The organism is Amycolatopsis benzoatilytica AK 16/65 (assembly GCF_000383915.1).
Classification (GTDB): Bacteria; Actinomycetota; Actinomycetes; order Mycobacteriales; family Pseudonocardiaceae; genus Amycolatopsis; species Amycolatopsis benzoatilytica.
The window spans coordinates 1443199-1456819 of sequence record NZ_KB912942.1; the positions used below are offsets into that span (position 1 = coordinate 1443199).

Here is a 13621-nt window from a genome sequence, read left to right on the forward strand (position 1 = left end):
GGTTGCGGATCGATCGGCAAAACCGGTGCGCTTCCCGTCGATAGTCACTTTTTGGCTGGCCGCCGTCCCCCTATCCAGTGATTCCGGCCCGGGAAACTCCCCGGAGCGGGGGAAGGCGGGGTACGAATTCCTTGACCGGTGTCGATGAACTTCGGGCAGCAGTCCGGCAATTCCGTCCATCCCCATGGGAGCTTCTGTGATCGCCCGCCGTCCCGGATTCATCCGGTCCCGCTCGAAGCGCGTCGCCACGGCGTTGACGCTGGTGTTCGCCGTGGGCGTGCTCAGCGCCGCGCCGGCGGTCGGCGCGCCGGTTCCGTCCGGCGGCGCCCCGGTGAGCACCGCCGCGCCGTCGGAACTGCCTGCCGCGTCGTCCTCGCCGAGCGCCTCGTCCAAGTCCGAGGCCTCTCCGACGTCCACTGTGGAGTCCGCCAAGCCCGTTCCGTCGGCGACGACCACCCCGCCGACGAGTTCCGCTGCCCCGCAGCCCCGGGCGCTCGCGCCGCGCGGTCTCGGCAGCCCGCGGAAGATCGGCCCGGACCCGGCATTCTCGACGGTCGCGCACGGTGCGATCACGATGGCCGCCAACTCGGTCGTCAGCTGCAGCACCGTCCCGACCTCCTGCTCGGATACCGCGAACAACTCGACCTACGGGTACTGGGTCAAGTCCGATCCGGCCGCGCCCGGCAACACCGCCTCGAGCGCGAACCTGAACCTTCCGCCGGGTGCCACCGTGTTGTCCGCGCGGCTGTACTGGCAGCTCAACCCGGTCTCGTCCAACGCCGACTCGGGGGACGCCGCGCGCGCCGACCAGGTCGCGCTGAAGGTCCCGGGTTCCGGTTCCTATCAGCGGCTGACCGCCGACACCTACGACTGGTTCGACGCGCTCGGCGGCGGGTCTCCGCAGATCACCGCGCACGCCGGGGTCAAGGACGTGACCAGCCTGGTCAAGCAGGCCGGCGGCGGTTCCTACACGGTCGCGGACATCCAGGCCTGCCGCGGCAATTCGGCCAGCAATCGCAGCAATCTGGGCTGCTGGGGCGGCTGGTCGCTGGTCGTGGCGTACGAGCTGGACAGCGAACCGCTGCGTTACCTGCAGATGTGGGACGGCTTCGACTGGGTCCGGGCCGGCGGCAGCCCGGCCGCGACCACCATCGACCTGGCCGGCATCCGGACCCCGGCCAGCCACGTCCCGTCCGCGACGCTCGGCGTGGTCGTCGGCGACGGCGACGCCAACATCTCCGGCGACTACCTCGAGTTCGGCCGCGACGCCGGTTCGCTGCAGCGGCTGACCCTGCCCGCGCCCGGCGGGCGGAGCACGAGCAACGCTTTCAGCAGCCGGATCGACCGGGTCGACGCGAACGGCGGAGGGGCCAATGTCACCGACCGCGACCCGAACCCGGGCAACAACTTCGGCTACGACTCGCGCACCGTCGACGTCACCGGCAAGCTGCCCGCCGGCGCGGACCGGGCGCAGCTGAAGATCGGCACGACCGGTGACGCGCTGTACCCGCAGACCGTGTGGTTGATGGCCGACGCCAACGAGCCCAACCTGCAGATCGTCAAGACCAACGACCCCGAGGGCAACCTGCCGGAACGGCCGCCGGGCTGGGTCGCCCAGGGCGGGCAGATTTCCTACGGCCTCGATGTGACCAACCGCAACGCGGACGGCAGCACCGCCAACCTGGACACCGCGATCGGAGTGACCGTCACCGACACGCTGCCGAACGGCGTGTCCTATGTGGCCGGTTCGGATCCTCGCTGCTCGGCGGCCGGCCAGCTCGTCACCTGCGCACTGCCCGACCTGGCTCCTGGCCAGAGCGCGCACATCGGCTTCCGCGTCACGGTCGCGCAGACCGTCGCCCCGGGCACGCGCCTGGACAACTCCGCGTCCGTGGTCTACCACGGCAAGCAAACCGGCCGCGAACAGAGCCGCGACAGCAACACCGTCCGCAACGTCGTCGCGGCACCGGAATACACCCTGAGCAAGGTCGTGGACAAGGCCACCGCGCTGCCCGGTGACGAGCTGACCTACACGGTCACGCTCACCAACACCGGTAACATCCCAGTGCCGCCCACGACGGTCACCGACCTGCTGCCGGCCGGTACCGCCTTCGTCAGCGCGACCACCACGAGCGGCACCGTCACCGGCAGTGGCCCGCTGCAATGGCGCACCGCGGCGATTCCGGTCGGGGCGCAAGCCACGATGACCGTCCACACGCGAATCGGCGAAGCGACCATCGGCACCACGCTGATCAACCGCGCCAAGGTCACCGACGGCCCGCCGCCGACCGTCCCGCCGGACCGGCGCTGCGCGGACGATGCCACCGCGTCCTGCGCGGAAACAACTGTGCCCGGAACGAAAATCGAGATCGCCAAAACCGCGGACAAGCAGTCCGCGAACCCGGGCGACACTGTGCGGTACACCGTCGTCGTGCGCAACACCGGCCAGGTAGCCGCGCGAGGCGCGACGTTCACCGACGATCTGTCGAAGGTGCTGGACGACGCCAAGTACAACGACGACGCCGCGCCCGCCGGCCAGACCTCCTACACCGCGCCGAAACTGACCTGGACCGGTGATCTCGCCGTCGGTGCCTCGGCGACGATCACCTACAGCGTGACCGTGCGGAACCCGGACCCCGGCGACCACAAGCTGACCAACACGATCACGTCCTCCACGCCGGGCAGCAACTGCGCCGCCGGCGCGACGGATCCGCGCTGCGGCACTACGACGCCGGTGTCCGGAATGCGGATCAGCAAGACCGCCGCGCCGGCGTCCGCGAAGCCGGGCGACACCGTGAAGTACACCGTCACCGTGGCCAACACCGGCCAGACCCCGTTGTCCGGTGCGACGTTCACCGATGACCTGACTCGCGTTCTCGACGACGCCGCCTACAACGGCGACGCTTCCGCTTCGACCGGCTCGGTCGGCTACCGAGCCCCGAAACTGACCTGGACCGGCGACTTGCCGGTGGGCGGCACGGCGACCGTGACGTACTCGGCGAAGGTGCACGACCCCGATACCGGCGACCACAGGCTGGTCAACACGGTCACCTCGACCACGCCGGGCAGCAACTGCGTCCCCGGCTCGTCGGATCCGCAGTGCGGCACCACCACGCCGGTGTCCGGGATGCGGATCGAGAAGAAGGCCGACCAGCAGTCCGCGAACCCCGGCGACCAGGTGATCTACACGGTCCTTGTCACGAACACCGGCCAGACTCCGTTGTCCGGTGCGACGTTCACCGATGACCTGACGCGTGTTCTCGACGACGCTGCCTACTCCGGCGACGCGTCGGCGTCGGTGGGCGCGGTGAGTTATGCCGCACCTCGGCTGACTTGGACCGGTGACCTTCCGGTCGGCGCTTCGGCGACCGTCAAATACAGCGTGACGGTGAAGAGCTCGGTGACCGGGGATCACAAGCTGGTCAACGTCATCACCTCCGCCACCCCGGGCAACAACTGCGCGGCGGGCTCGGCCGACCCGGCCTGCTCGACCACGACGCCGGTGTCCGGGATCCAGTTCAGCAAGACCGCCGACAAGACCAGCGCCAATCCGGGCGATCGTGTCACCTACACGGTGACGGTGAAGAACACCGGCCAGACTTCGTTGTCCGGTGCGACGTTCACCGATGACCTGACTCGCGTTCTCGACGACGCCGCCTACAACGGCGACGCTTCCGCGTCGGCGGGCTCGGTGGCCTATGCGGCCCCTCGGATGACCTGGACCGGTGACCTCGCGGTCGGCGCGGCCGCGGCCGTCAAGTACAGCGTGACAGTGAAGAGCCCGGTGACCGGTGACCACAAACTGGTCAACACCGTCACCTCCACCACCCCTGGCGGCAACTGCCCAGCCGGCTCCGCTGATCCTCAATGCACGACGTCCACCCCGGTGTCCGGTCTGCGGATCGCGAAGTCGGTGGACCGCGCCCAGGTCGTGCCCGGCGACAAGGTGACCTACACGATCACCGTCACGAACACCGGCCAGACCCCGTTGCCCGGCGCGACCTTCACCGACGACCTCACTCAGGTCCTGGACGATGCGGTCTACAACGGCGACGCCTCGGCTTCCGCGGGCGCACTGGCCTATGCGGCACCGCATTTGACCTGGAACGGCGACCTTGCGATCGGTGCTTCGGCGACGGTGAAGTACAGCGTCACCGTCAAGAAGCCGGACCCCGGGGACAAGAAGCTGAACAATGTCGTCACCTCCTCGACGCCCGGTGCCAACTGCCCGCCCGGGTCCACTGATCCGTCGTGCTCGACCACGACGCCGGGCAAGGAACTGACCGTCGAGAAGACTGCGGACAAGCAGACCGCGAACCCGGGGGAGAAGGTCACCTACACGGTGAAGGTGACCAACACCGGCCAGGTCCCGCTGCCGGACGCGACGTTCACCGACGATCTCTCGCAAGTGCTCGACGACGCCGCCTACAACGGCGACGCGTCGGCTTCGGCCGGCTCGGTCGCCTACGCTGCGCCTCGCTTAACCTGGACCGGTGACCTGACGATCGGTGCTTCCGCGACCGTGAAGTACAGCGTCACCGTGAACGACCCGATCGCCGGCGACCACCAGCTGCGGAACACCGTCAGCACGCCGGTGCCGGGCAACTGCGAGCCCGGATCGACCGACCCGCGCTGCGGAACGACCACGCCACTGCCTGGCCTGACCATCGCGAAGACCGTCGACAAGCAGTCGGCGAACCCGGGGGACAAGGTCAGCTACGCGGTCACCGTGACCAATACCGGCCGGACGCCGTTGCCCGGTGCGACTTTCACCGACGATCTGTCGCGGGTCCTCGACGATGCCACCTACAACGGCGACGTTTCCGCGTCGGCGGGCACGGCTGTCTATGCGACGCCTCGGCTGACCTGGACCGGCGATCTGGCGGTCGGGGCGTCCGTGACGGTGAAGTACAGCGTCACCGTGAAGAACCCCGCCGGTGGCGATCACCGGCTGACGAACGTCGTGACGTCGGAGACTCCGGGCGGGAACTGTCCGCCGGGCTCGAAGGATCCGCGGTGCGGGACGACGACGCCGGTGTCCGGGATCGAGATCTCGAAGGTCGCGGACAAGCGGTCGGCCGACCCGGGTGAGAAGGTCGGTTACACCGTGACGGTGCGCAACACTGGGCAGACTCTGCTGCGTGGCGCGACTTTCACGGATGACCTGACACGTGTGCTGGACGATGCGGCCTATGCTGGGGACGCCTCGGCCTCGGCGGGTTTGGTCAGCTATGCCGCACCGCGGTTGACGTGGACTGGCGACCTGCCGATCGGTGCCACGGCGACCGTGAAGTACAGCGTGACGGTAAATAATCCAGTGAAGGGCGACCACGTTCTCGCGAATGTCGTGACGTCGGAGACTCCGGGTGGGAACTGTCCGCAGGGTTCGACCGATCCGCGGTGCGGGACGACGACGCCGGTGTCCGGGATCGAGATTTCGAAGGTAGCGGACAAGCAGTCGGCCAACCCGGGCGAGAAGGTCGGTTACACCGTGACGGTGCGCAACACGGGGCAGACTCTGTTGCGTGGCGCGACTTTCACCGATGACCTGACCCGCGTGCTGGATGATGCCGCCTACGACGGTGACGCCTCGGCCTCGATCGGTTCGGTCGCCTACACCGCACCGCATTTGACCTGGACTGGCGACCTTCCCGTCGGTGCTACCGCGACCGTGAAGTACAACGTGACGGTCGCGAATCCGGTCAAGGGCGACCACGTTCTGGCGAATGTCGTGACGTCGGAGACTCCGGGCGGGAACTGTCCGCCGGGCTCGACGGACCCGCGTTGCGGGACGACGACGCCGGTCGCTGGCTTGGAGATCGTGAAGGTCGCTGACAAGAAGGAAGCCAAGCCGGGGGACAAGGTGACCTATACGGTGACGGTGCGCAACATCGGGCAAACGCCGTTGCGTGGTGCGACTTTCACGGATGACTTGACGCGGGTTTTGGACGACGCCGCCTATGCTGGGGACGCCTCGGCCTCGGTCGGCTCGGTCGCCTACACCGCACCGCATTTGACGTGGACCGGCGACCTGTCGATCGGTGCTACCGCGACCGTGAAGTACAGCGTGACGGTCGCGAATCCGGTCAAGGGCGACCACGTTCTGGCGAATGTCGTGACGTCGGAGACTCCGGGCGGGAACTGTCCGCCGGGCTCGACCGATCCTCGCTGCGGAACCACTACGCGGGTGCCTGGCTCAAGCATTGCCAAGAAGGCCAGCGCGACTGTGGCGAAAGCAGGGGACAAGGTCACCTATACGGTGACGGTCAAGAATACCGGCCAGACCCCCTTGCCTGGCGCGACTTTCGTCGACGATCTGACTGGCGTCTTGGGCAATGCCGCCTTCAACAACGACGCCGCGACGACCATCGGCACCACGACTTACGCGGCGCCGCATCTGACGTGGACGGGCGATCTGGCCGTCGGTGCCACCGCGACGGTGACCTACAGCGTGACCGTCAAGACTCCAGTCGGCGACGGACAGAATCTGCGGAACGCGGTCACGTCGACCACGCCCGGCACCAACTGTCCGGACGGTTCCACCGATCCGCAGTGCCGTACGACCACCCCGCTCACCAAGACGCCACCGACCCCGCCCGGCCCGCCTCCGGGCCCGGCACCGGAACCGCCGAGCCCGCCGCTGGCGTTCACCGGGGTCGTGCTGATCCCGGCGGGACTCGTGGCAATCGCGCTCTTGGCGGGCGGTGGTGCGCTGCTGCTGATCTCGCGGCGTCGTCGCGCACGGCAGTGAGGTCAGCCGGTGGCTGGGGTTCGCGGCAACCCCAGCCACCGGCTGCCGACCCGCCTTGCCCGATCGGTCAGCGTCCGCGTGCCGCGCTCGGTGCTGCCGACACCGAACGCGTGGCTATTTCCCGAGAACCCCGCGGACGTACCGCACGTCGCCCATCCGCAGATCATCGTTCCCCAGCGACCGAAGGTCGTTGTCCGCCAACAGCTCTCGAACCGTCCTTCCTTCCAGCGCCCATCCGCGCCGGGTCAGATACGGGCCTGTTTCGTTGCGCTCGCCGAAATACCGCAGCCGAGTCAGATCGGAGTCGAAGTTCTGGCCACGCCAGTCTCGCGAGATCCGGTCCAGGCTTTCCTTCGTTTTCGCCTCGTCGCCCGGCCGCGGGTTCGGACGGCTCTCGGTGGCCACCCGGCTGCCCGGCGCGCTCAGGTCGGTGATGGTGTCCAGCAAGCGGTCCTGCGCATCGGGCGGCAGGTACCCGAGCAGTCCTTCGGCGCTCCACGCGGTCTGCTGAGCCGGGTCGAATCCGGCGGCACGCAACGACGTCGGCCAGTCGTCGCGAAGATCTGCGCCCGCGGTGCGCCGGTCGGTGGCCGGCGTGGCGCCCAGAGCGGCCAAGGTCTGTGCCTTGAACTCGATGACTCGCGGCTGGTCCAGTTCGTAGACCACCGACCCGGCAGGCCAGGGCAGCCGGTACGCGCGAGAATCCAGCCCGGCGGCCAGGATCACCGCTTGGGTGATGCCCGCCTTCGCGGCATCGAGGAAGAAATCGTCGTAGAACTTGCCGCGGATTTTGGCGATGTCGACGAAGACCTGGTCGACCAGTTCGCCCGGGCTCGCCTCGCCGCTGGCCATCCGGGCGAGGACATCGACGCCCACCGCACGGACCAGCGGTTCGGCGAACGGGTCGGCGAACAGCGAAGTGTCCTCGCGGGTCGCGATCGCCCTCGCCATCGCGGCCATCGTGGCGGTGGAGCCGACGCTGGACGCCAGATCCCAGGTGTCCCCGTCGTGCCTCGCGGAACTCACGATTCAGCCCTTTCTGTCGGCGGACGCAGGCGCTGTACTGGTCTGCGGCAGTTCTACCCCGGGCCACCGACAATTCCGGTCGGCGCCCCGTTCGCCTCCGCGCCTTGCCGAGTCCGTGAAGGACCCCTTGAGAGACTCAGATTCCCGCAAGGGGCCCTTCACGGACCGAACAGCACGGTCGTGTCGGCACCGCTCCGCCGCGCGCCCGGCGGTCAGCTCTTGAGCAGGCCCTGCATCTCGGAGATCTCGGCTTGCTGGCCGTCGATGATCTTCTGTGCCAGGGCCTTGGCGCCGGCGTCGGAGCCTTGGCCGAGCTCGGCCTTCGCCATCTCGACCGCGCCCTGGTGATGCTTGACCATCATCTCCAGCCACGCCCGGTCGAACTCCGTGCCCTTGGCCGCCGCGAGGTTCTTCATATCGGCGTCGGACATCATGCCCGCCACGGCGTGGCCGGGGGCCGGCTGACCGGACATCTCGTGACCGGGCATGGCGTTCCCTGGCATGGCGGCACCGGTGCTCGGCGCGCCCCAGGCGTCCAGCCAGCCTTGCATTTGCCGGATCTCCGGGTCCTGTGCCTTGTCGATCCGGCCGGCGAGGTCGACCACCTTCGGGTTGGTGCTGCGGGACGGCACCATCTTCGCCATGTCCAGCGCCTGCCGGTGATGCGGGATCATCTGCTGGGCGAACGCGACGTCGGCGGCGTTGTGCCCGGACTGCGTGCTCGACGCCGGCGCGGACGCCGGGGAATCGGTGCTGCTGCACGCGCCGAGCAGGAGGGCGGACGCCACGACGACGCCGCTGAACAGAATTTTGCGCACGACAAAACCTTCTCTCAAAAGGAAAAATTGCGAAAATGACCGAGGAGGGGGCTCCGGTCAGGTGCGCATCACGCAGAGAGAAGTCAGCACGGTGCGGCCGCGTCTGTCAGGCGGCCGGTCACCGGAGGGGGAGCCGCGGGCGCCATCGGGGCCTGCGGCCACGTCGGAGTACCGGCCGACCGCGAACAAGGACACGACGAGCGTGCCGGCCGCGAGCAGGACGGCCAGGCAGAGGTGGAGCATCGAGTGCTCGCCTGCGGGCATCCCCGGGTCCGAGGCGAGGCCGGGCGCGGGTTCGGCGACCGGCGGAGCGGCCATCGTGCCGCCGGGCATCGTGCCGCTGGCCGTAGTGCCGCTGGGCATCTCGACGGCTGCCAGATGGCCGGCCATCGCGTGTGCTCCGGCCGGGGAGGGAACGTGGTGCATGACGACGACGCCCACTGCCAGCGCGAACAGCAGCAACACCCGTTGCATGCTGCCGAGCCGTGATGCCGCCATGAGATCAACCGTACCGGCAGGACGGATCAGGTGCCCGGCCGTACCGGGCGGGTGGCGAGTTGCCGCTCGCCCCGCTCCCGTCTCGGGATGTGGACCGGTGCGCGGCGCTTCGGCGGCGCGGCTCACCTGCGGGGTGGTCGCGGGACGGCTTCGTGATCGCTGGCCAGTGGTCTGCCGCGGGGTCGTCACCGGGACGGCGGACGGGGAAAACCCGCAGGTCAGCGTCTTCGCGGCAGGCATCCGGAGCCCTCTGATACCGGCAGTTGAGCATTCACTCAACCAGGTTCCGGTCCGTGGCGCGCACTCCGCCCCCGCTCGCCCGGGGCGCGGGTGTGCTACTAGGTTCGGGGGCGGAAGACTTGATGTCGAAGACAGAAGGAGGGCCCATGGCCCGCTACCAGCTGCCCGAACTCGACTACGACTACGGCGCCCTCGCGCCGTCGATCTCGGGCGAGATCAACGAGCTGCACCACACCAAGCACCACGCCGCCTACGTCAAGGGCGCCAACGACACCCTCGACAAGCTCGCCGCCGCGCGCGAGGCGGGCGACTTCGGCAACATCGTCGGCCTGGAGACCACCCTGGCGTTCAACCTCGCCGGGCACGCCAACCACGTCGTCTGGTGGAAGATCCTCTCGCCGAACGGCGGCGACAAGCCGACCGGCGAGCTGGCCGCGGCCATCGACGAGGCGTTCGGCTCGTTCGACAAGTTCAAGGCCCAGTTCACCGCCGTGTCCACCACCATCCAGGGCAACGGCTGGGGCGCGCTGTCCTGGGACCCGATCGGCAAGACGCTGATCACCCAGCAGCTGCGCGACCACCACAACAACCTGGTCCTGCCGACCACCCCGATCCTGCTGGTCGACGTCTGGGAGCACGCGTTCTACCTCGACTACAAGAACGTCAAGCCGGACTACGTCAACGCCCTGTGGAACATCTTCGACTGGGCGGAGATCGGCAAGCGCTTCGACAACGCCGTCGCCGGCGGCAACGGCCTCCTGCTCGGCTGAGCACGGACGCACGAAAACGGGGCTCGGCCGATTTCGGCCGGGCCCCGCTTTTATCTCCGGTTTCGGACAGCAGCTTGAGTGATTGCCGCGGAATCCGTCCAGTGCAAGTCCGTGAAGGGCCCCTTGAGGGAACCAGATTCCCTCAAGGGGCCCTTCACGGACTTGGGCCTGTCGATGCTGTTTTGGTGCGGTGCGGGGGTCTTCGCAAGCTCCCTCCGGTGCGCGAACGGATGGTTGCTGGCTCCGTTTCGGGCTTTTTCGCGAAGGGGCTAATGGGCTGGACAGCGGGGAGGCTGCGGGGCGCAGTTGAACTGCGACCATGTCCGGGGGGAGTGCGTGGCATTGCGGATTCATTTTCCGGCAGACGGCCTCGTCCACCGGCGGTCGAGCGCCGGGCCCGATCCGATGTCTGAGCTGATGCTGAGCCTGGCTGCGCTGCAGAGCCGTCGCCCGGTCGGCGCGCCGCGGGTCTGGTCGGCGCGGGCGCGCAAGCAACTTCGGCGGGAACGAGCGGCGGAGCAGCGGCGCGTGCTGGCTCCGGCACACGGGGCTCCGGCACCCCGACGACCGCCGCATTAGACGGCTCGCTGCTTGCCGCGACCGCCGCGGTACCGGACGGTTGCTGCCCGCCGCGGCACCGGGCGGCTAGCTGCCCGCCGCGCGACGGCCGCCGCACTGGACGGTGTGCTGCTCGCCGCGACCCCCGCACCGGACGGTTGCAGCTCGCCGCGCTGACGGTGCCGGTGGTCCTTCTTGGGGCCAGGTGCGCCGGCGGACTGTCGCAGTCGGGTTGCGCGGGCGTCGGCCGGTGCGGCCTTCCGTGATTGTCCTTGCCCGGCCACGGTTTGCGAACGGATCTCGCCGGGTCCGGTACTGCGCGTGAGCCCCGGTCGCCAGCGTCTGTCCGGAAGGGACGCCGACCCGCTCGTGACGTTACCCACGAATGAGTGAACAGACCGGGTGAAATCCGGCGATTTCCGTGGCCGGGGTTGCCCGGGGTGGGCGATTTCTCCCGGGACTGGGGCACATTTTCGCCGTACCCCTGCCGCGTCGGGCGTTTTCGCGGCATTGTCGAGGCATGGCTTCCGGTGGTTTCCGCGCGTCCGCCGTGCGCGGGCGGGTGTTTCTCCTCCCGGTTCTCGTCGTGGCCGTCGTCGGGTGGGCGGCGGCCGGGATCTGGCTGGGCCTGTGGATCCACCGGCAGGGGGTCGAGGCGATCGAGCGCGCGCCTGGGCGATACGTCGTCGCGGTCGTGCATCCGGGGTCGGCGGCGCTGCCCGGCAGCGAAGGCGCCGCGCAGCCGGACACCCGGCACATCAGCTGGACGGCACCGGATGGAGGTCTGGAAGAAGCCGACGTGCAGTTGCGGTCCGACCCGTCCGCGCCGGACCGGACCCGGATCCGGATGGACGCGCGCGGGCACCTGCGGCCGTCCTCGCCGGATCAGGTCGACGTGCTCTCGACGTCTCTCCTCACGACCGTCGCCTGGGAGCTGGTCGCGGTGATCGCCGGGCTCGCGGTGTACCGGCGATTCGGGCGCGGGCGCGTCGGCGGCTGAGCCCGGCTGCCGGAACGCGGGCGGGCCCCGTGCGGGAAGCGCGGGCTCAGCGCCAGCGGCAGCGGTAGTACCAGGCGGACACGAGCGGCACCCCGAGCGTGATCGCCGCTCCGGCCAGGATCGGCGGCAGCGAGCCCATTCCGAATCCCACCACCATCGTGGTCAGTCCGGCCAGCAGCAGGCTCAGCACGCTCAGCGTGGCGGCGGCGAACGTGACCACGTGCATCGGGCGGAACTTCTCGAAGCGGTGAGCCAGGCGCGGGTTCTCGTCGGCGAGGATGCGTTCGATCTCGTCGAGCTGGCGCTGTTCGTGGTCGCGCAACGTCATCGTCGGCTCCGCCCGTCGGTTTGGCACGGACTGTCTGTTGATTCTGCCACGAATCGGGGCCGGCGAACGGGGTCGTGCTCATTTCGTGGCGTCCTGCGAAGCGGAAACCGGACGCGGAAACCAGACCGGCCCGCTACTGTGGGTAGCGGGCCGGTCAGTGTGCGGCGGCGTCAGTCGCGCCGGTGGTGCTTGCGATTGCCGAGAACCAGCCGGTACACGACGAGGATGACCAGGGCGCCCAAAATGGCCAGGCCCCAGGTGCGCGCCTCGAAGAACGTGCCCAGCTGAGTGTGGAACAGGGTCTTCCCGATCCATCCTCCGACGAACGCTCCGCCGATGCCGAGCAGGATGGTGATGATGCAGCCGCCCGGGTCCTTGCCGGGCATGAGGATTTTCGCGATCACTCCGGCGATGAGGCCCAGGATGATCCAGCTGACTACGCCCACGGCGGTCCTCTCGTCAGTGCCGCGGCAGCCCGCGGGCCGCCGATGTGCGGACCAGGATGGCATGGTCCATTCGGGTGGCGCACGGCACCGTCCGGCCTACGGCGGGTGTTGCCGGCTGGCCCGCACAGCGCGGCGAGGGCAGGCACCGGGCAGGCGAGCGGCAATCAGCGGCGCAGCGCGGTCTCCTCCGCCATGTGCGACAGCTTCGCCGGGTTCCGCACCGCGTAGATGCCGGTAACCCGGCCATCGTCGATTCGCAGCGTCAGCACGGTGTCGACCTCGCCGTCGAGCTTCAGCACCAGCGCCGGATGCCCGTTGACCTCGGCTGGCAGCAGCGACTGCGCCGGGAGCTGGTTGTGTCCGGCGGCCAGCAGGCGCGCCACCTTGTCCGCGCCGACGATCGGCCGCGGCACTGCCTGCTTCACGCCGCCGCCGTCGCCGAGGAAGACGACATCCGGGGCGAGCAGGTCGAGCAGGCCCTGCAGGTCGCCGGTGTCGACCGCGGTCTGGAACGCCTGGAGCGCGTGCCGGGATTCGGCCTTGCTGACGTCGCCGCGCGGCCTGCGGGCGGCGACGTGCGAGCGGGCCCGGTGTCCGATCTGGCGCACCGCGGCGGGGGATTTGCCGACGGCCTCGGCGATCTCGTCGTAGGGCAGGTCGAACACCTCGCGCAGCACGAACACCGCGCGCTCGGTCGGCCGCAGCGTCTCCAGCACCAGCAGCATCGCCATCGAGACGCTGTCCGCGAGTTCGACGTCATCGGCGACGTCGGGCGCGGTGAGCAGCGGTTCCGGCAGCCAAGTTCCGACATAGGACTCTTTGCGCCGGCCGAGCGTGCGCAGCCGGGTGAGCGCCTGGCGGGTGGTGATCTGGACCAGGTACGCGCGCGGGTCGCGGACCTCGGCGAGGTCGACGCCGACCCATTTCAGCCAGGTCTCCTGCAGCACGTCCTCGGTGTCGGCAGCGGAGCCGAGCATTTCGTAGGCGACGGTGAACAGCAGGTTCCGGTGGGCGAGGAAGGTCTCGGTCGCGAGGTCCGGGCTCGCTTCGCCGGGGGCTGGCATGGGTCGCTCCTCTTCGTTTTCGGCTCGATCTCCCATGGGACGCCGCTCGCCGCGAGTTTGTGACATCAGCGGCGAAGGGCGGTTCGGAGCGCTCGAGCCGGCGGCTGGGCAGCGACGTGGCC

At 69.2% G+C, this 13621-nt stretch carries 9 protein-coding genes; 3 read left to right on the top strand and 6 right to left on the bottom strand.

Going from position 1 to position 13621, the window contains the following annotated elements:
* Positions 1–184: 184 nt before the first annotated feature.
* Positions 185–6751: a DUF7927 domain-containing protein gene (locus tag AMYBE_RS41005; RefSeq protein WP_245573161.1), complete on the top strand. Its 6567-nt coding sequence runs from the start codon at positions 185–187 to the stop codon at positions 6749–6751.
* Positions 6752–6865: 114 nt separating this feature from the next.
* On the opposite strand, the gene AMYBE_RS0106940 is transcribed toward AMYBE_RS41005, so the two are convergent.
* From AMYBE_RS0106940 to AMYBE_RS0106950, 3 genes are all read right to left on the bottom strand, one after another.
* Positions 6866–7777 (bottom strand): SAM-dependent methyltransferase, encoded by a 912-nt coding sequence (locus tag AMYBE_RS0106940; RefSeq protein ID WP_020658629.1) that lies wholly within the window; start codon positions 7775–7777, stop codon positions 6866–6868.
* Positions 7778–7989: 212 nt separating this feature from the next.
* Positions 7990–8595, bottom strand: coding sequence for a DUF305 domain-containing protein (locus AMYBE_RS0106945; RefSeq protein ID WP_020658630.1), 606 nt, complete (start codon positions 8593–8595; stop codon positions 7990–7992).
* A gap of 57 nt (positions 8596–8652) precedes the next feature.
* The gene (locus AMYBE_RS0106950) at positions 8653–9093 is read right to left on the bottom strand and encodes a hypothetical protein (protein WP_020658631.1); all 441 of its coding nucleotides are present in this window, start codon (positions 9091–9093) and stop codon (positions 8653–8655) included.
* A gap of 386 nt (positions 9094–9479) precedes the next feature.
* On the opposite strand from AMYBE_RS0106950, the gene AMYBE_RS0106955 reads away from it, so the two are divergent.
* Complete coding sequence (locus AMYBE_RS0106955) at positions 9480–10103, top strand: superoxide dismutase (RefSeq protein WP_020658632.1); 624 nt, start codon at positions 9480–9482, stop codon at positions 10101–10103.
* A 1078-nt stretch (positions 10104–11181) separates the two neighbouring features.
* Positions 11182–11661: a hypothetical protein gene (locus AMYBE_RS0106960; protein WP_020658633.1), complete on the top strand. Its 480-nt coding sequence runs from the start codon at positions 11182–11184 to the stop codon at positions 11659–11661.
* Between the two features lie 46 nt (positions 11662–11707).
* On the opposite strand, the gene AMYBE_RS0106965 is transcribed toward AMYBE_RS0106960, so the two are convergent.
* From AMYBE_RS0106965 to AMYBE_RS0106975, 3 genes are all read right to left on the bottom strand, one after another.
* Positions 11708–11989: a DUF3040 domain-containing protein gene (locus AMYBE_RS0106965; RefSeq protein WP_020658634.1), complete on the bottom strand. Its 282-nt coding sequence runs from the start codon at positions 11987–11989 to the stop codon at positions 11708–11710.
* A gap of 170 nt (positions 11990–12159) precedes the next feature.
* Positions 12160–12435 (bottom strand): GlsB/YeaQ/YmgE family stress response membrane protein, encoded by a 276-nt coding sequence (locus tag AMYBE_RS0106970; protein ID WP_020658635.1) that lies wholly within the window; start codon positions 12433–12435, stop codon positions 12160–12162.
* A 164-nt stretch (positions 12436–12599) separates the two neighbouring features.
* Positions 12600–13499, bottom strand: a complete 900-nt coding sequence (locus tag AMYBE_RS0106975; RefSeq protein WP_020658636.1) for an RNA polymerase sigma-70 factor — start codon at positions 13497–13499, stop codon at positions 12600–12602.
* Positions 13500–13621 lie beyond the last annotated feature (122 nt).

Excerpts from the sequence above, each read along its gene's own strand:
- AMYBE_RS0106975 (WP_020658636.1), bottom strand. The coding sequence starts at position 13,499 with ATGCCAGCCCCCGGCGAAGCGAGCCCGGACCTCGCGACCGAGACCTTC.
- AMYBE_RS41005 (WP_245573161.1), top strand. The coding sequence starts at position 185 with ATGGGAGCTTCTGTGATCGCCCGCCGTCCCGGATTCATCCGGTCCCGC.
- AMYBE_RS0106955 (WP_020658632.1), top strand. The coding sequence starts at position 9,480 with ATGGCCCGCTACCAGCTGCCCGAACTCGACTACGACTACGGCGCCCTC.
- AMYBE_RS0106965 (WP_020658634.1), bottom strand. The coding sequence starts at position 11,989 with ATGACGTTGCGCGACCACGAACAGCGCCAGCTCGACGAGATCGAACGC.
- AMYBE_RS0106960 (WP_020658633.1), top strand. The coding sequence starts at position 11,182 with ATGGCTTCCGGTGGTTTCCGCGCGTCCGCCGTGCGCGGGCGGGTGTTT.
- AMYBE_RS0106950 (WP_020658631.1), bottom strand. The coding sequence starts at position 9,093 with ATGGCGGCATCACGGCTCGGCAGCATGCAACGGGTGTTGCTGCTGTTC.